At 72.5% G+C, this 15,688-nt stretch carries 17 protein-coding genes and 1 pseudogene; 5 read left to right on the top strand and 13 right to left on the bottom strand.

Going from position 1 to position 15,688, the window contains the following annotated elements; genetic code table 11:
• Positions 1–114 precede the first annotated feature (114 nt).
• The 5 genes from KV557_RS32105 to KV557_RS32085 form a co-directional block, all read right to left on the bottom strand.
• Complete coding sequence (locus KV557_RS32105) at positions 115–1,269, bottom strand: Gfo/Idh/MocA family protein (protein ID WP_218205072.1); 1,155 nt, start codon at positions 1,267–1,269, stop codon at positions 115–117.
• The gene (locus KV557_RS32100; RefSeq protein WP_218205071.1) at positions 1,266–2,516 is read right to left on the bottom strand and encodes an NAD(P)/FAD-dependent oxidoreductase; all 1,251 of its coding nucleotides are present in this window, start codon (positions 2,514–2,516) and stop codon (positions 1,266–1,268) included. Before KV557_RS32100 ends, KV557_RS32105 begins: the two co-directional genes overlap by 4 nt.
• On the bottom strand, positions 2,513–2,731 hold the full coding sequence (locus KV557_RS32095) for a ferredoxin (RefSeq protein WP_218205070.1): 219 nt from the start codon (positions 2,729–2,731) through the stop codon (positions 2,513–2,515). The genes KV557_RS32100 and KV557_RS32095 overlap by 4 nt, the downstream gene beginning before the upstream one ends.
• A 54-nt stretch (positions 2,732–2,785) precedes the next feature.
• On the bottom strand, positions 2,786–4,024 hold the full coding sequence (locus KV557_RS32090; RefSeq protein ID WP_218205069.1) for a cytochrome P450: 1,239 nt from the start codon (positions 4,022–4,024) through the stop codon (positions 2,786–2,788).
• A 135-nt stretch (positions 4,025–4,159) separates the two neighbouring features.
• Complete coding sequence (locus KV557_RS32085; protein ID WP_218205068.1) at positions 4,160–4,615, bottom strand: MarR family winged helix-turn-helix transcriptional regulator; 456 nt, start codon at positions 4,613–4,615, stop codon at positions 4,160–4,162.
• A gap of 127 nt (positions 4,616–4,742) precedes the next feature.
• Here KV557_RS32085 and KV557_RS32080 point away from each other — a divergent pair, with 127 nt between their 5' ends.
• Positions 4,743–5,192, top strand: coding sequence for an ATP-binding protein (locus tag KV557_RS32080; protein WP_308130180.1), 450 nt, complete (start codon positions 4,743–4,745; stop codon positions 5,190–5,192).
• A gap of 23 nt (positions 5,193–5,215) precedes the next feature.
• Positions 5,216–7,756: an MFS transporter gene (locus KV557_RS32075; protein WP_218205066.1), complete on the top strand. Its 2,541-nt coding sequence runs from the start codon at positions 5,216–5,218 to the stop codon at positions 7,754–7,756.
• Between the two features lie 384 nt (positions 7,757–8,140).
• Here KV557_RS32075 and gndA read toward each other — a convergent pair whose 3' ends face one another.
• The 3 genes from gndA to KV557_RS32060 form a co-directional block, all read right to left on the bottom strand.
• Entirely contained in the window at positions 8,141–9,586 is a 1,446-nt protein-coding gene (gndA, locus tag KV557_RS32070; RefSeq protein WP_218205065.1) for an NADP-dependent phosphogluconate dehydrogenase, read from the bottom strand.
• An 83-nt stretch (positions 9,587–9,669) separates the two neighbouring features.
• Complete coding sequence (locus KV557_RS32065; RefSeq protein WP_218205064.1) at positions 9,670–9,933, bottom strand: co-chaperone GroES; 264 nt, start codon at positions 9,931–9,933, stop codon at positions 9,670–9,672.
• A gap of 467 nt (positions 9,934–10,400) precedes the next feature.
• Positions 10,401–10,703, bottom strand: a complete 303-nt coding sequence (locus KV557_RS32060; RefSeq protein ID WP_218205063.1) for a hypothetical protein — start codon at positions 10,701–10,703, stop codon at positions 10,401–10,403.
• Between KV557_RS32060 and KV557_RS32055 the strand changes: the two genes are divergently transcribed.
• The gene (locus tag KV557_RS32055; RefSeq protein ID WP_218205062.1) at positions 10,693–11,235 is read left to right on the top strand and encodes a DEAD/DEAH box helicase family protein; all 543 of its coding nucleotides are present in this window, start codon (positions 10,693–10,695) and stop codon (positions 11,233–11,235) included. The two genes, KV557_RS32060 and KV557_RS32055, sit on opposite strands and share 11 nt — an antisense overlap.
• Positions 11,236–11,450: 215 nt before the next feature.
• Here KV557_RS32055 and KV557_RS32050 read toward each other — a convergent pair whose 3' ends face one another.
• The 4 genes from KV557_RS32050 to KV557_RS32035 all read right to left on the bottom strand — a co-directional run bounded on the left by KV557_RS32050 (position 11,451) and on the right by KV557_RS32035 (position 14,614).
• Complete coding sequence (locus tag KV557_RS32050) at positions 11,451–12,287, bottom strand: anti-sigma factor family protein (protein WP_308130179.1); 837 nt, start codon at positions 12,285–12,287, stop codon at positions 11,451–11,453.
• Positions 12,284–12,844, bottom strand: coding sequence for a sigma-70 family RNA polymerase sigma factor (locus tag KV557_RS32045; protein ID WP_218205061.1), 561 nt, complete (start codon positions 12,842–12,844; stop codon positions 12,284–12,286). Before KV557_RS32045 ends, KV557_RS32050 begins: the two co-directional genes overlap by 4 nt.
• Positions 12,845–12,901: 57 nt before the next feature.
• Positions 12,902–13,912, bottom strand: coding sequence for a DUF1996 domain-containing protein (locus KV557_RS32040; RefSeq protein WP_308130178.1), 1,011 nt, complete (start codon positions 13,910–13,912; stop codon positions 12,902–12,904).
• A 75-nt stretch (positions 13,913–13,987) separates the two neighbouring features.
• Positions 13,988–14,614 (bottom strand): hypothetical protein, encoded by a 627-nt coding sequence (locus tag KV557_RS32035; protein ID WP_218205060.1) that lies wholly within the window; start codon positions 14,612–14,614, stop codon positions 13,988–13,990.
• A 102-nt stretch (positions 14,615–14,716) separates the two neighbouring features.
• Between KV557_RS32035 and KV557_RS32030 the strand changes: the two genes are divergently transcribed.
• Complete coding sequence (locus KV557_RS32030) at positions 14,717–14,908, top strand: hypothetical protein (protein WP_218205059.1); 192 nt, start codon at positions 14,717–14,719, stop codon at positions 14,906–14,908.
• A complete protein-coding gene (locus KV557_RS32025; RefSeq protein ID WP_218205058.1) occupies positions 14,905–15,327 on the top strand; it encodes a hypothetical protein in 423 nt (140 codons plus the stop codon). The genes KV557_RS32030 and KV557_RS32025 overlap by 4 nt, the downstream gene beginning before the upstream one ends.
• Before the next feature lie 164 nt (positions 15,328–15,491).
• On the opposite strand, the pseudogene KV557_RS32020 reads toward KV557_RS32025, so the two are convergent.
• A pseudogene (locus tag KV557_RS32020) lies at positions 15,492–15,688 on the bottom strand (dihydrofolate reductase family protein); the annotation flags it as partial.

The raw sequence follows: 15,688 nt of genomic DNA, 5'->3' as shown, positions 1-15,688 counted from the left end.
GGCAAACCATGGCCCGGATGTGCGATACCTGGGCCGGGCCACGCACCGGGTGAGGCCGGGCCGAGAAGGCAGTGGACCCGGGCAGGGTGCCGGAGGTACCCACGGCAAGGGGGCTTACGGGCCCCAGGGCGCGAGCGTGGTCCTCCGGCCGGTCTGTGCCGCCGCTCGGATCTGTTCCAGCATGCGGTGGCGCCGGACGGCGTGCCGGAAGTCGGGAACGCCGTCGGTGTCCGGCGCGAGACTCCCGGTGATCTGGTCGCGCAGCAGCGCGTACTCGTGGGCGACGTTGTAGGCGGGTTCGGCGGCTCGCTCGGTCCAGTGTGTCAGCGACCGCTGGTAGCGGGCGGGGACCGGAAGTTCGGTCAAGCCGCCGTCGTCGCCTCGGGCGCCGTACAGCCGCAGCCGCCCCATCCACCACAGGTCGTGGTCGGCCTTCACGACGAGGTCGCCCTGGGTGCCGTTGATCTCCCAGTGGAAGCCGGTGGCGCGGGATGTACCGCCGCGGAAGTGCATCGCGGCCACGGCCCCCGATTCGAGCAGACCGGTCACGGCGATCTGGTCCTCGGTGCTCTTGGCCGCGACCGCCCCGCTGGTCACGTGGGTGACCTCGGGACGCAGGTTCTCGATGTGCGCCGATACCTCGCGGAACTCGCCGAGCACCATGGTCAGTGCGTCGACCGAGTGCCCGAAGGGGATCGACAGCAGGGTGGCGCCGCTCGTGACGTCCAGCACGTACGCGTGGTCGTCGTCGTAGGTGGCGCCCCAGGGCCCGCCCCAGCCGAGCATGCTGGTCGACAGCACCCGCCCCGCGTAGCCCTCGGCGACCAGGTCGCGCAGATACCGAAGCGGCGGAGCCGACCGGGCCTGCAGGCCGACGGCCGTCAGCAGCCCCTTGCGGTGCGCGAGGTCGGCCAGTTCCTCGGCCTGCGCGAGGTCGGCACCGAGCGGCCACTCGCTGAACACCGTCTTTCCCGCCTCGAGCGCGGGTCGGATGAGCTCGAGGTGGTGCGGAACTTTCACCGTCACGACCACGAGGTCGACTTCCTCGCTGCGGGCCAGCTCTTCCGCGCTGCCGAAGGTCAGCGGTACCGCGTGCTTCTCGCCGGCCGCGCGCGCCGATTCGGCGCTGCTGGCGCTGAGGGCCCGCAGCTCGTATCCGTCGAGCCCGTTCAGTGCCGGCACATGGGCGGTGGCCGCCCACCCGCCGCGCGCGCTCAGACCTACGACACCGACGCGAATCGGTTGCTGACGAGGGGAAGCGGATGTCATGAGTACACCCCAAGTGTTCGAGGTCGGATGCTCTCCCAGCAACGATCACCAGCGAGTGGAGGACACGGCCCGGCGTCCGTGACAGTGGTCCAGAGCGCGCGCTCGACGACCAGTCGGCGCAGCGTGCGCAGTTCGCGGGGGTTGTTCCAGCCGAGCACGCCGGCCACCACTCCCTGGTGGCCGTAGGCGGCGGTGAAGCGGCCGTTGGACGGGTCGCCGGAGATGACGCGTAGGTCCGCGTCGGGTGGGAAGATGCCGTACGCCTGGATCCTGGTGTCGTACTGGTCGGTCCAGAAGTAGGGCACGGGGGCGAACGGGGTGGCGTCGCCGAGCAGGTTGCCGGCTGCGGCGATGGCCTGTTCGGTGGCGTTCGTCCGGTGCTCGAGCCGCATGCGGGTGCCGAAGTGGGGGTTGTGCCAGGAGGCGACGTCGCCGGCGGCGTAGATGCCGGGTGCGGCCCGGCACCACGCGTCGCACACCACCCCGTCCGCGAGGCTCAGGCCCGAGCCGGTCAGCCAGCCGGTCGCGGGTACGGAGCCGACGGCCATGACGACGACATCGGCCGGTAGCGTGGTGCCGTCGCCGAGTTCCACTCCAGTCACCTGGCCGCCTGTGCTGCGCAGCCGGCGCACCGGGGTCCCGCAGCGCAGGCGGGTGCCATGGGCGCGGTGCAGGTCGGCGACGAGTGCGCCGATGCGGTCGCCGAAGGGGCGGCGCACCGGGACCGGTTCCGGTTCGACCAGGGTCACCTGCAGGCCCATGGTCCGGGCTGCCGCGGCGACTTCGGTGCCGAGGAAGCCGGCACCGACCACGACCACCCGGGGCCCGGCGAGCAGTGCGGCTCGCAGGGCGAGGGCGTCGTCGAGGGTGCGTAGGACGTGGACTCCTGCCAGGTCGCTGTCGGGCAGGCGGCGGGGGGTCACGCCGGTGGCGATGATCAGGGCGTCGAAGCGGATGGTCTCGCCGGCGCCCAGGTGCACCCGGCGGTGCGCGACGTCGAGGGCGGTGGCGGGTTGTCCGAGGCGCAGGTCGGCCTCCAGGCGCGCGAGATCGTGCGGGGAGCGCAGGAAGGCTCGCTCGGCGGGCCGGTCACCCGTCAGGATCTGCTTGGACAGCGGTGGCCGGTCGTAGGGCGGACGGGGCTCGTCGCCGATCAGGGTGAGGTGGCCGTCCCAGCCGCGGCCGCGGAGGGTCTCGGCGGCGGTCAGGCCCGCGGCTGAGGCTCCGACGATGGCGATCCGCTTCATTCCTTGTCCTCCTGCTTCTCCTGTTCTGCCAGCCAGATCGCCTGGGCGGGGCAGAGGGTGGCGGCCTGCCGGACGTCGTCCATCAGGTGCTCGGGCGGGGTCTCGGTGAGCAGGACGACGATGCCGTCCTCCTCACGCTGGTCGAACACCTCGGGTGCGGTCAGTACGCACTGGCCGGAGGCGACGCACTTGTGCTGGTCGACGATGACCTTCATCGGAACTCTCCTTTTCTACGCGGCACTTGGCCTCTGCTTGGCATGTGGCCGCGGTCACCAGGTGACGGGCAGCTCGTAGACGCCGTAGACGGTCCCGTCGTGCTTGAACGGGATCCGGTCGAGGCCCACCGCCAGCCGCAGGGTGGGGATGCGGCGGTAGAGGGTGCTGTAGACGACCTGCAGTTCGACCCGGGCCAGCGGCTGGCCCAGGCACTGGTGGACGCCGAAGCCGAAGGCCACGTGGTGGCGGGGGTTGCGGTCGACGTCGAGCCGGCCGGGGTCGGGGAAGGCGGCGGGGTCGCGGTTGCCGATGTCGTTGGCGAGGACGACGCCCTCGCCGGCGCGAATGGTGACCCCGCCGATCTCGATGTCCTCCCGGGCCACTCGGCGCCGTCCGCTGTGCACGATGGTCAGGTAGCGCAGGAGTTCCTCGACCGCCGAGGCGATCAGCTTCGGATCGTCGCTCGCGCTCACCCGGGCCAGCTGGTCCGGGTGCTGCAGCAGGGCCAGGGTGCCCAGCGCGATCATGTTCGCCGTCGTCTCGTGCCCGGCGATCAGCAGCAGCATTCCCATGCCGGCCGCCTCGCGCCGGGAGAGCTCACCGGCGCGGACCCGCTCGGCCACCGTGGAGAGCAGGTCGTCGGTCGGGTGGGTGAGCTTCTCACCGATCAGCCGGTCCAGGTAGTCGAGCAGCAGTTGAGTGGCTGCCCGCGCCTGCTCCGGGGTGGTGGTGCTCCTGACCAGGATCCTGCTGTTGGTCTGAAAGAAGTCGTGGTCGGCGTACGGGACGCCGAGCAGCGCGCAGATCACCAGTGACGGCACGGGCAGCGCGAACGCCTGGACGAGGTCCACCGGCCCGGGGCCGGCGAGCACGGCGTCGATCAGATCGTCGACGATCTTCTGGATGGCCGGCCGCAGCGCCTCGACGTGCTTGATGGAGAAGGCTGCGGTGACCATCCGGCGCAGCCGGGCGTGTTCCGGATCGTCCACGGTGATGAAGGTCCGCGACTGCCTCCGGCGCTCCTTCGCGGCCGGGCTCTCGTGGGGGTAGTGCGGGTGGGTGCCGTCCGAGCCGATCCGCGGATCGGCCAGCAGGGCCCGCACGTCCTCGTAGCGGGTGACCAGCCACGGGGTGGTGCCGTCCCACAGTCGCACCCGGCTGATCGGGGCTTCGGCCTGCAGGGTGTGCAGGGCCGGTGGCGGGTCGAACGGGCAGCCGGCTGCCCGGGTCATGGGGTAGTCCGGTACCTCCGCCGGCGGGACGTCGGTGCCGGGTGCCGAGATGGTGCTCATGGTTCTCCGCCCTTTCGGAAGTCCGATAGGAGGGCAGGTGCCAGGATCGGGGCCCGGCGCGCGCGGGGCGCGACGGGGCAGCGGAGCAGGTCCTGCCGTCTGCGGGAGGAGACGCCGAGGAGCGTGTCCCCGGGGTCAGGAAGCCGATTCGCCGCGGAGCATGCGCCGGACGATGGGCAGGGCCGTGTGCATGGCCTCGCTCAGCGCTTGCACGTCCTGCTCGGGCAGCGCGGCCAGCAAACCGGCCACCCGGGCTCGCTGCGCGCGGTGGCGCTCGGCCAGCAGCTCACGCCCGGCATCCGTGATGGCGACAAGGCAGACCCGCCCATCGGCGGGATCCGTCGACCGCGACGCCAGGCCCTGGCGTTCCAGTCGCTGGACCAGTGCGGTCATCGACGGCTGGGCGATGCCTTCCGCCGCGGCCAGCGCGGTCAGCCGGATCGGACCTTCCTGTTCCAGCCGGCCGAGCGCCGCGACGGTGGTCAGACTCATGCCCTGCCGGTCCGACAGAAGATGCCTGACCAGCCCGGTGGCCAGCTCGTTCAGCTCCGCCGCCACGTCCTGGAGACCCTCTTCGGGTGTCTCATCCATACCTCCATCTATATCACTCATCTATATTGACTGTCTATATAGCTGGGTGATATAGATGGGAAGTGGATCGTTAAGGGCTCTGGTCACAGCCAAGGCGCCACCACGGTGCCGGAAGAAGGTGATGACCGTGATCTCCACCTATGCCCCGAACATCTCCCCGCGGCAGGCCGCCGTCCGGCGCACGCGGGCATCGGGCCACGCCTGGCCCCTGGCACACCGCCCGGAAGCCGCCAAAGCAGCCCGCAAGATCACCCAAGCGGTCCTCGCACAGTGGCGGGTCGCCGACGAGGTGGCCGACTCGGTGCTGCTGACCGTCTCCGAACTCGTCACCAACGCCGTCGAGCACGCTCAGCCCCCACTGCACCTCGAACTGAGCCGCAACCCGGGCACCCGGCGGGTGCACATCGAAGTCTGCGACGGAGGCCCTGCCGCCACGGAGGGCGACTGGGCAGCCAGCTGTACCCGCGGCGAGCACGGCCGCGGGCTGCAGATCATCGACCAGCTCACCGCCGCGCACGGCGACCACGCGGAGCCCGGACGCGCCGTCCACTGGGCCGACGTCGCCATCGCGGCCTGACCCGACCGACGTTAGGAGCGGTCATGAGCGCCGCACGGGCCGGCAACGCCACCGCACGCGTCATCGGTGAACGGTACAAGTGGGTCGCGCTGTCGAACACGACGATGGGTGTGCTGATCGCGTCCGTCGACGCCTCGATCGTGATCATCTCGCTGCCCGCGATCTTCCGCGGCATCGGTCTGGACCCGCTCGCCCCGGGCAACATCGGCTACCTGCTGTGGATGATCCTGGGCTATCTCCTGGTCACCGCGGTGCTCGTGGTCGCCTTCGGCCGGCTCGGCGACATGTTCGGCCGGGTTCGGATGTACAACAGTGGCTTCGCGGTCTTCGCGTGCGCCTCGCTCGCCCTCTCACTCGACCCGCTGCGCGGCGGCCCCGGCGCCCTGTGGCTCATCGGCTTCCGCATCGTGCAGGCGGTCGGCGGGTCCATGCTGATGGCGAACTCGGCGGCGATCCTCACCGATGCCTTCCCCGCCCGTCAACGAGGGATGGCCCTGGGGGTCAACCAGATCACCGCGCTCGCCGGCCAGTTCCTGGGGCTGCTCGCCGGTGGTCTGCTGGCCACCATCGACTGGCGTGCGGTCTTCTGGGTGAGCGTCCCGATCGGTGTGGCCGGCACCCTCTGGTCGTACCGCAGTCTGCGCGAGATCGGCTGCCGCCAACCAGGGCGCATCGACTGGCTCGGCAACCTCACCTTCACCGCGGGGGCCGGTGCCCTCCTCGCCTCGATCACCTACGGGATCCAGCCCTACGGCGGCCACTCGACCGGCTGGACCAGCCCCTACGTGCTCGGCGGCCTGGCAACGGGCGCCGCGCTGCTCGTCGCGTTCTGCGTCGCGGAGACGAAGGTCGCCGACCCGATGTTCCGGCTCGGCCTGTTCAGGATCCGCGCGTTCGCCGCCGGAAACCTCGCGGCACTGCTCATCGCGATCGCCCGCGGTGGCATGCAGTTCATGCTCATCATCTGGCTGCAGGGCATCTGGCTGCCGCTGCACGGCTACGCCTTCGACCGCACCCCGCTGTGGGCCGGCATCTTCATGCTGCCGCTGACCATCGGGTTCCTACTCGGCGGCCCGGCCTCCGGCTTCCTCTCCGACCGCTACGGCCCCAGGCTGTTCGCCACCACCGGGCTGGTCCTGGTGGCCACTGCCTTCGTCGGCCTGCTGGCCCTGCCGGTGGAATTCCCGTACCCGGCGTTCGCGGGCCTGCTCCTGCTCAGCGGGCTCGGCCAGGGCATGTTCTCGGCGCCGAACACCTCGGCGATCATGGGCAGCGTGCCGCCCGAGCAGCGCGGCGTGGCCTCCGGCATGCGCTCGACGTTCCAGAACTCGGGCATCGCCCTGTCGATCGGCCTGTTCTTCTCACTGATGATCACCGGCCTGGCCACGACGCTTCCGCGCACACTCGACAGCGGCCTGCGGGCACAGGGAGTGCCGGCCGAGGCAGCCGGCCACCTGGCCGGGCTGCCGCCGACGAGCACGCTGTTCGCCACCTTCCTCGGCAACAACCCGATCGGCCACCTGCTGGGGCCCAGCGGTGTCCTGAGCACGCTTCCCGCCCACAACGCCCAGACCCTGACCGGGACGCGGTTCTTCCCCGAACTCATCTCCGGCCCCTTCCACCACGGACTCGTCATCGTCTTCAGCGTGGCCGCGGTGATGGCCCTGGTGGCCGCCTGCGCCTCCGCGCTGCGCGGCCGCCGGAGCAGCACCGCAACAGACCGACCAACCAGCCCAACGAAGGACTCGACGAAGGAACAGGCGAGACCTGCTCCGGCGCCCGGCCGCGCCCCGCGCGCGTCCGGCCGCAGTCCCGGGCCTGCCCCCACCGGGCAACGGGCTTCCGAAAGGCGGAGAACCATGAGCACCATCCCGGCATCCGGCATCGGTGCACCGCAGGCCGTGGCACCGCACCTCCCCGTGCCCCGGGCGGGCGGCCGCCCGTTCAACCCGCCGCCGGCTCAACCACCGGTCGAGCGGATCGCGGCGGCCGTCGCCGAACGCGCGGGAGTCGGCCGCGTGCTGGTGACCCTCGACGGCCGGGCCGGGGCGGGGAAGTCGACGCTCGCAGCCGCGGTGGCCGCGTACCTGGGCGGGCCGGGGCACGCGGTCGTGGTGCACGGTGACGACTTCCTCCATCCGATGCCCTACCAGGAACGCCTGTCCATGGAACCGGAAGAGGGCTACCACCGGCTCTTCGAGTGGCAGCGGCTGCGCGACCAGGTCCTCGTACCGCTTTCCGGCGGCCGGCCGGCTCGCTACGAGCAGTTCGACCGGGACACGAACGCTCTTCGGGCCGGCGAGCCGCGCAGCGTGCTGCCGGCGGGCGTGGTGATCGTCGAAGGGGTGCTGACCGCCCGGCCGGAGCTGGCCGGCTTCTACGACCTGATCGTCTTCGTCGACACCCCGAGCGAGCTGTGTCTGCGCCGGGTGTATGCCCGCGATGGCCGCGCCCGGGGGCCGCAGCGCGAGGCATGGCTCACACGCTGGCGCGCTGTCGAGGAGCACTACCTGACCGCCACGGACATGCCGGCGCGTGCCGATCTCACCATCCCCGGAGACTGACAGCGGCGCCATGCACGTCGACCCCGGCACGAAGGATCCTCCATCGGCACATCACCCGCCCACCCCACGGCGTCCCCTGCGAGCAGCAGCAGTTCGACGCCTTGGCCTTCAACAACGGCGTCTTCGCCCACACCGAACCGAGTGCGCCGCCTTCACCGCGGGCCTGGACCCGGCCTCCCCGGTCCAACTGGCCGGGGGCCACTCCGCCCACAGCACCACCAGCGCCTCGCTCACCCCCGGTGAACACGCCGCACGCCGAGCCCTGGACCTGCGCCCCGCGGTGTGAAGCGACTCGAAGCAGGGGCGACCGGCCGGTGGAGGCCGCTCTCCGGGCCTGCGTGAGATCGGTGAAATACCTTTGCTTGTAAGGTGGTTGAGGGTATATCAGCGCTGTTCCTCCGGGCGGCCCTCGACCTCCCAGCGGGTGTGGAAGGTCCCGTCCCGGTCGACCCGGCGGTAGGTGTGCGCGCCGAAGAAGTCCCGCTGTCCCTGCACCAGTGCGGCCGGAAGACGCTCCGCCCGCAGGCCGTCGTAGTAGGCGAGCGCGGTTGCGAAGCCGGGGGCGGGCACCCCCAGTTGGGCCGCCGTCGAGACGACCCGTCGCCAAGCCGACTGCGCGGAGCCGAGCGCCTCCCGGAAGTGCGCGTCGGTCAGCAGCGTGGGACGCTCCCGGTCCGCCTCGTACGCGGCCCGGATCCGGTCCAGGAACCGGGCCCTGATGATGCAGCCGCCGCGCCAGATCGCGGCCATCTCGCCGGGGTCGATCTGCCAGGAGTACTCCGCGCTGCCGGCCTGGATCTGGTTGAAGCCCTGGGCGTAGGCCACCATCTTGGAGGCGTACAGCGCCTGCTCGACGTCGTCCGCGAACCGGTCCGCCGCCGCGCTGTCGAGCCAGGTCTCGGTGGGGCCGGGCAGCCCCCGTCCGGCCTGCCGGAGCGGCACACTGCCGGACAGCGCCCGGGCGAAGACCGCCTCGGCGATCCCGCTCACGGGCACGCCGAGCTCCAGCGCGCTCTGGACCGTCCAGCGGCCGGTGCCCTTCTGCTCGGCCTGGTCCAGCACGACGTCGACGAAGGGCTTCCCGGTCGCCGCATCGATGTGGGCGAGGATCTCGGCGGTGATCTCGATCAGGTAGGACTCCAGGCGCCCGGCGTTCCAGGTCCGGAAGACTTCGGCGATTGCGTCGGGCTGCAGTCCCGCTCCGTGCCGCAGCAGGTCGTACGCCTCGGCGATGAGCTGCATGTCGGCGTACTCGATCCCGTTGTGGACCATCTTGACGAAGTGACCGGCGCCGTCCGGTCCGACATGGGTGCAGCAGGGCTTGCCGTCGACCTTGGCCGCGATGTCCTCCAGCAACGGCCCCAGGACCCGGTAGGCCTCCGGTGTACCGCCGGGCATGATGCTCGGCCCCTCCAGCGCGCCCTGCTCACCACCGGAGATCCCGCTGCCCACGAAGTGCAGCCCGCGTTCCCGCAGGGCCGCCTCCCGCCTCCTGGTGTCGAGGAAGTGCGCGTTCCCGCCGTCCACCACCACGTCGCCCTCGTCGAGCAGCGGCACCAGCTCGTCGATGACCGCGTCGGTCGGCGCCCCGGCCTTGACCATGATCACGATCAGACGGGGGCGTTCCAGGGCCGCGACGAACTCCTCCGTGGTCCCAGCGGCCACGAACTCGCCCTCATGCCCGAACTCCTCCAGCAGCGCCGTGGTCCGCGCCTGCGTGCGGTTGTGCACAGCCACGCGGTATCCGTGGCGGGCGAAGTTCCTGGCCAGGTTGCGGCCCATCACGGCCAGTCCGGTGACGCCGATCCGGGCAGGTGACTGCTCGGTCATGGCAGGAATCTCCAAAGGTCTCAGGGGCCTGGGGCTGGCGGGATCGAAGACGTCGGATGCCGGGTACGCCCGTCGCCCTGTCCCTACTCCGCGGAGAGCGCGAGGACCTCGTCCTCGGGAAGCTCGACGTACTCCTGCCCCTCCACCTCGATCTCCGATCCGGAGAGCCTGTTGAAGAGGATCTTCTCGCCGACCTTGACGTCCACCGGGTGCGGCTTGCCGCTCTCCAGCTGTCGGCCGGGCCCTACCGCCACCACCTCGCCCTTCCACCTCTCCGGGTCCTGCGGGGTCGAGCCCCCGATCGGCTTGACGATCAGGTGATCGTGCTTCGGGTGGAACTCGGGCATGGCACGGTCCTCTCACGTAGGCACCCGCGGCGCAGCCGGGGCCGTCCCCCACACATCGATTCTGCCGAGGTTCGAGGTTCCCGCACCCGGACGGAAGGACGGAAGCGGGGCACGGGGGAACGGGACCCGTCACGAGCCGCGGGCCAGGACGAGCGGGTCCAGCGTGTCGCTGCCGATCCGCGTCCGCGTCACCGGTCGCTCGGAGTCCACGCGGCGTGGCGGCCCCGTCGCCCGTCCGCCATCGCGGTCCCGTGCTCCTCGCTCGGCCGCTGCCGGTGGCAGGGCGGTGGAGTCGCCGGGCGAGGTGTGCTCCGTTCGGGTAGCAGGACGGCTGGCACCCCTTGGCCGCCGCGGGCTACGGCCCGCACCTCGGCCGCCTGGCCGCGGCGGCGGTGTCCCATACGTGCCTGTTGGAACCGGCTTCGAAGGCGGCAGGCAGGTACCGATTCCCAAGAGCCCCGATCGGCTCAGGAGTCCTGGACGAGCAGCCTGCCCTGGGCGCCGTCCTCGGACACGAAGGCGAGCACCCTCGGCGACGAGCCGAGGTTGAGGTGGAACGGCACCCAGTTCGGGTCCAGCTGTAGCAGCAGCCGCCAAGGGCCGCCGTCCGGCCACTCGTCGCCCTGGAAGAACAGCGGCGTTCCGCCGATCTTGTCGCCGTCAATCAGCTCGATGTAGCGGTCCCGGTCGGCGGAGGGCAGGGCTTCGAGTTCCTCATCCGTCATGGAACCGGGCTCGTCGGCGGGGCGGAGGTCGACGGTGAACTCCACCTCCGTGGCCGCGACCGGTTCCGGCAAGACCCTGATGGCCGCCGCCTCCGCTCGCCGTCTCGCCGCGAAGAGCTCGGTGCTGGTCTTCGTGCCCACCATCGAGCTGCTGGAGCAGACCGCGGAGTCCTGGTCGCTGCGGGGCGGCCGTCGCGGAAGGGCGGTGGCGGCGTGCTCGCGGGAGGAGGCGCTGGAGAGCGCGGCGGCCGGCGGCCGGATCGACGCCCGGGTGACCACGCAGGCCGCGCGCATCGCCGACCCGGTCACCACCGTGAAGCCGGGCGAGCCGGTCACCGTGTACGCGACCTACGCGAGCATGGAGCGCATCGTCCGGGCCCACCGGCTCCACAGCCTGCCCGCCTGGGACCTGGTGATCGCCGACGAGGCGCACCGCACCGCCGGAGCCGAGGGCAAGGCGCGGGCGGCCGTCCACGACGACACGAAGATCCCGGCGAAGCGCCGGCTGTACTTCACCGCCACCCCGCGGATCGCCGACGACTCCAAGGCCGAGGCCGGCCCGGAAGTCCTGCGCTGAGGAGACGTTGGGTCCCCAGCAGCTCGGCACCCCCGCTCACTTCCTGCCGGACTTCGCCGTCCTGGCCGGGGCCAACTGCCGGGCATCACCGCCGCCTCCGCTCTCCTCGGCCGCCTCGCCCGCCGAGGGCCGGCCTCGTCCCTCCGGCCCCGGTGCGTCCGCCGGCCCTCGGGGGGGCGGACGCACCGGGACGACCCGCGTCCGGCGGCGGAGCCCTACACCGGGACCGTCACGAAGGTCTGCCCGGACTCGTTCACAACCGACACGGAGGCCACGTCCTCCGGCGCGACGATGGCCGAACCATCCAGCGTGGTACCGGACTTGGCGCCGATGGCGGAGACCAGCCAGCTGCCCGCGTCCACCGTGGCCCCGCCCCTGCCGTTGACCACCAGGTGGCAGCGCTGGCCGGCCGGGATGCCGGTGACCGCCGCGTTCACCCGCACCCAGCCCATCGCCGGGGTCACCGTCAGCGTCATCCGGGCGCCGGTGCCCGGATCCGTCACGGAGGCGGTCCTGGTCCCGGCGGGGGGCGGGGTGGCGGCGGCGGTGTTCGGGGCCGGGCCGGCGGCCACCGGCGGTGCGGCGTCGGTGCCGCGGCCCAGCGCGATCCCGAGGACCAGCGCCGCGGCCGCCGCGACGGCCGCGGCCGCGCCGATCCGGCCCCGGCGCCGGCGCAGCGCCGAGCCGCGTTCCGTCCGGGCCTGCCGCAAGGTGCGCTGCAGTAGCAGGTCGCCGCCCCCGGGCGGACCGTCCAGGAGCAGTTCGGGCGGCACCTCGCCCAGGGCGGTCTCCAGCTCCCGCAACTCGGTCACCTCCTGACGGCAGGTCGGGCAGTCGGCCAGGTGCCGCTCGACCGACGCCGCCTCGGCCGGATCGAGCGCGCCCAGTACGTAGGCGCCGACGAGCTCCGCGCTCCGGTCGTGCGGCGCTGTGCTCCCGCCGTCCGTGGTCTCCCTGGTGGCGCGCTCCGGGGACGTACCGTTCGCGCTCGTGCCGTTCGTGTCCATGCCGTCCGTGTTCGCGTCGTCCGTGTTCGCGTCGTCCGTGGTCACACCGACACCTCCTGCCACGTCCCCGTCCTGCCGGTGTACGAGCGTTTGAGCGCCCGGAGCGCGTAGTGCGCGCGGGACTTGACCGTTCCGGCCGGCACTCCCAGCTGCTCCGCGGCCTCGGTGACCGACAGCCGCTGGAAGTAGATCGAGCGCAGCACCTCGCGGTGCTCGGGCGAGAGCCGCTCCAGCGCCTGCGACATCACCAGCGTTTCCACCACGCCCTCGGCGTGGTCGTGCTCGACCGGCACGGTGGCCGTCTCCTCGGAGACCTCCGCCACCTCGGCCGGGCGGGCGGCCCGGGCCCGGAACCGGTCGGTGATCAGGTTGCGCTCCACGGTCAGCAGCCAGCCGCGCACCGACCCGCGGGCCTCGGTCAGCGCCTGCGGGTTGCGCCAGGCCCGGATCAGGGTCTCCTGGACGGCGTCCTCGGCCGCCGCGCGGTCGCCGGTGAGCCGGACGGCGTAGGCGAGCAGCGCGCCGCCGTGCTGCTCGTAGAGCGTCCGGATCAGTGCCTCGTCGGCGGCGTCCTGCCGCGCGCCTGGTCGTGTCCTCGCCATCCGCCATTCCTCCGTCGTCGGGTGCCACGTCCAGCACGTAGGCGGGGGCCGTCCGGTTCAACCGGATTCCCGGCAGCTGCGGTTCTCGTTCAGACAGGCCACCACGTCGGCCATCTGCCGGTCGGTCATCAGGCCGATGAACACCGCGTGGTCGGTGAGCGGGCTGTGGTGCTGCTCGGGGAAGGCGTCCAGGGCGAAGGCCCGGGGCGGCGGCGGGCGGTAGCCGACGGTCACCCGCAGGTGCGGGATGGGGAAGGTGTCGTGCGGGCAGACGCCGGTGGCGGACGGGAACCGCACGTGGGAGCGGTGGCCGGGACTGTCCGTGCCGCGCCCGTCCCAGCAGCTGGGGAAGTCCAGGGTGCGGGTGAGGAGGCGCCCGGCGGGGCAGAGCGGGTAGCGGTCGGTGGTCGTGCGGTCGGCGAAGCCCGTGCAGCCCCAGCGGGCGCCGGCGTCCGCGCCGCCGTCGGTGGAGGCGGTCGGGTCGCCCTCCAGGAGCCGCAGGAAGCGCGGCATCGGCACGACCTTGCTCCACGGGTTGCCGAGGTACTCGATGGTGACCGTCTCGGGGACGAGGACCTCGCCGGTGTTGCCGTGCGGGTCCTCGGACGCCCCGGCGGCGGTGTGCGGCGCCGCGCCGTCGTGGTCGGTGCGGCGAAGCACCGGCCAGTAGTACGTCGAGCGGTCGCCGTCGGTGCAGGTGGTCGCGGCGGCGGCGAGGCTGTCGTCGGTGGAGTCCGCGTCCGTGGAGAGGTTGCCGACGTAGTCGTGCACGTGGTGGGCGCCGCCCGCCGTCCCGGGTGTGACCACCACGTTGTCCGCGTTGCGGTGCCCCTCCTGGTTGCGCCCGCAGTCCTGCGCGTACGAGCCGGTGGAGGCGTCCGGGCCGGCGGCCGGCGGGGCGGGTGCGGCGACGGCCACCGTGGTGATGTCGACGAATCCGGCCGCCGGTGCTGGCCCGCCCGGCCGGAACCGGACCACCAGCAGCGACAGCCCCAGGGCGAGGCAGAGCAGGACGCCGACCGGGAGCGCGGCGCCCCCCATCCGGTGGTGATCGCGGTCCTGGTGCACCGCGACAGTCTGGGCGACGGGCCGCCGCGCGGGCAAGGCAGCCCCGGCCGCCCCGCCGCCGCGCGGGGCAGGGTGTCAGTAGCCCCCGGAGTAGCCGCTGCCCTGCGAGGGGGCCGGCGACGGGGCCTGAGAGGGCGTCTGGGCGGGTGCCTGTCCGGGCGTGCCCGGCGCCTTCTTCCCCTCGGGCGTGCTCGCGAACCAGGTGCCGCCGACGCCCTGCCCGTTGGTCTGCCCCGCCGCGGTGTCCCCGGCGAAGCGGTAGAGCGGCCAGCCGTTGAGGGTGACCTGCTTCGTCCCGTCCGGCCGGGTCACGCTGCCGACCAGGGCGGAGTCGACCCCAGTGACATGCACCGCGTCCTGGGCGGTGAGCGGCGGCCACTTCGCGGCGCAGGCGTCGGTGCAGGTGCTCGCGGACGGCTTGGCGGTGTCCTTGTCGAAGCGGTACAGGGTCCGGCCGGCGGAGTCGGTGACGATCGGTCCGAGCGTGGCCGACTTCACGGCGACGATCCGGACCCCGGCGGAGTCGCCGGCCGCCGGGGCGGACGCCGTGGCGGCCGTGGCGGCGGCGGTGGCCGGGGTGTTCCCGCCGTACCCGCCGGAGCTATCGGGCCCGCAGGCGGTGGCGGCGAGCGCGAGCACGGCGAGGCCGGAGACGGCGAGCAGGCGGCGCGCGGCGAAGGCGGGAACGGCGAACGTGGGCATGGCGAACTCCCCCTGGGGAACTGGCGGTTGACGATTCGGGCGGTGATGGCCCGTGCACCCTCCACACGGATCCGCGGCGGGAACGGTTCAACGCCGCCGGAAATGCTTTTCGACGAGCACCTGCGGGACGCCGCCAACACCGCGGTGTACGGCCCCGGCGCCTGGCACTTCCTCACCCGCGGGACCTGGCTGGCGCACGCCGCCGAGGCCGGGCTGCAGCCGGCCGCCGAGCGCCGGATCGCCGGGCTGGTCACCGCCTTCGCCTTCCGCAATCCCGTACGGTGCGCAGGATGAGCGAACTGTTCACCCTGGCAGGGAAGTTGCGGCTGGTCGGGGCGGTACTGGTCGGGATGGGCCTGTTCCACGCGGTACTGCCGCGCTTCGTCGACCGGCCCGCCGACCTGGCCGGCACCACCCTGCTGACCCGTCAGGTCTCCTACGCCCACCTCTTCTTCATCGGCCTGGCCTGCGCCCTGCTCGGCCTGCTGCCGCTCTGCCTGGCCCGCGACCTGCTGTCCGGCACCCGGCTGGGCACCGCCCTGCTGGCTGGGCAGACCCTGTTCTGGGGCCTGCGCCGGCTGTTCGAGTTCGCAGTCTTCTCGCCGAAGCTGTGGCGCGGCGACACCTTCCGCACCGCCGCGCACATCGCGCTCTCCCTGCTCTGGACATGGGTGACGGCGGTGTTCGCGGCCGCGCTGTGGCAGGTGCTCTGACCTTCCTGACGCACAGCTGCCACCGGGGCGGTGCCGCTCGATGAACGCCCGCGGCCGGTGCCGCTCGTCGCGGTGCCGGCACCTCGAACTGCCGACGCCGTGACGAAATGCCGACCCGGCGGACTCACCACAGACGACACGAACCCACCTGGCGCGGGGCGGCTTCAGCCGTCGCGCCCGGCACCGCGGTCGGGTGCGCTCATGTCCCCCGTCCCGGGCGTGCCGTCGGCGAGCCCGTAGCGCAGGTACACGGTGCCCGTGGGGCCGGCTACCGGCGGTTCGAGGAGTGTGAGGTTCGTGGGCACCGCGCCGCCGTCGAACACCTTCTTGCCGATGCCGAGCACGATCGGGTGCACCCAGA

The sequence above is a fragment of the Kitasatospora aureofaciens genome (assembly GCF_019192735.1).
GTDB classification, from domain to species: domain Bacteria; phylum Actinomycetota; class Actinomycetes; order Streptomycetales; family Streptomycetaceae; genus Kitasatospora; species Kitasatospora aureofaciens_A.
The sequence above is the reverse complement of the archived record's forward strand: the minus strand, read 5'-3'. Positions and strand labels throughout refer to the sequence as shown.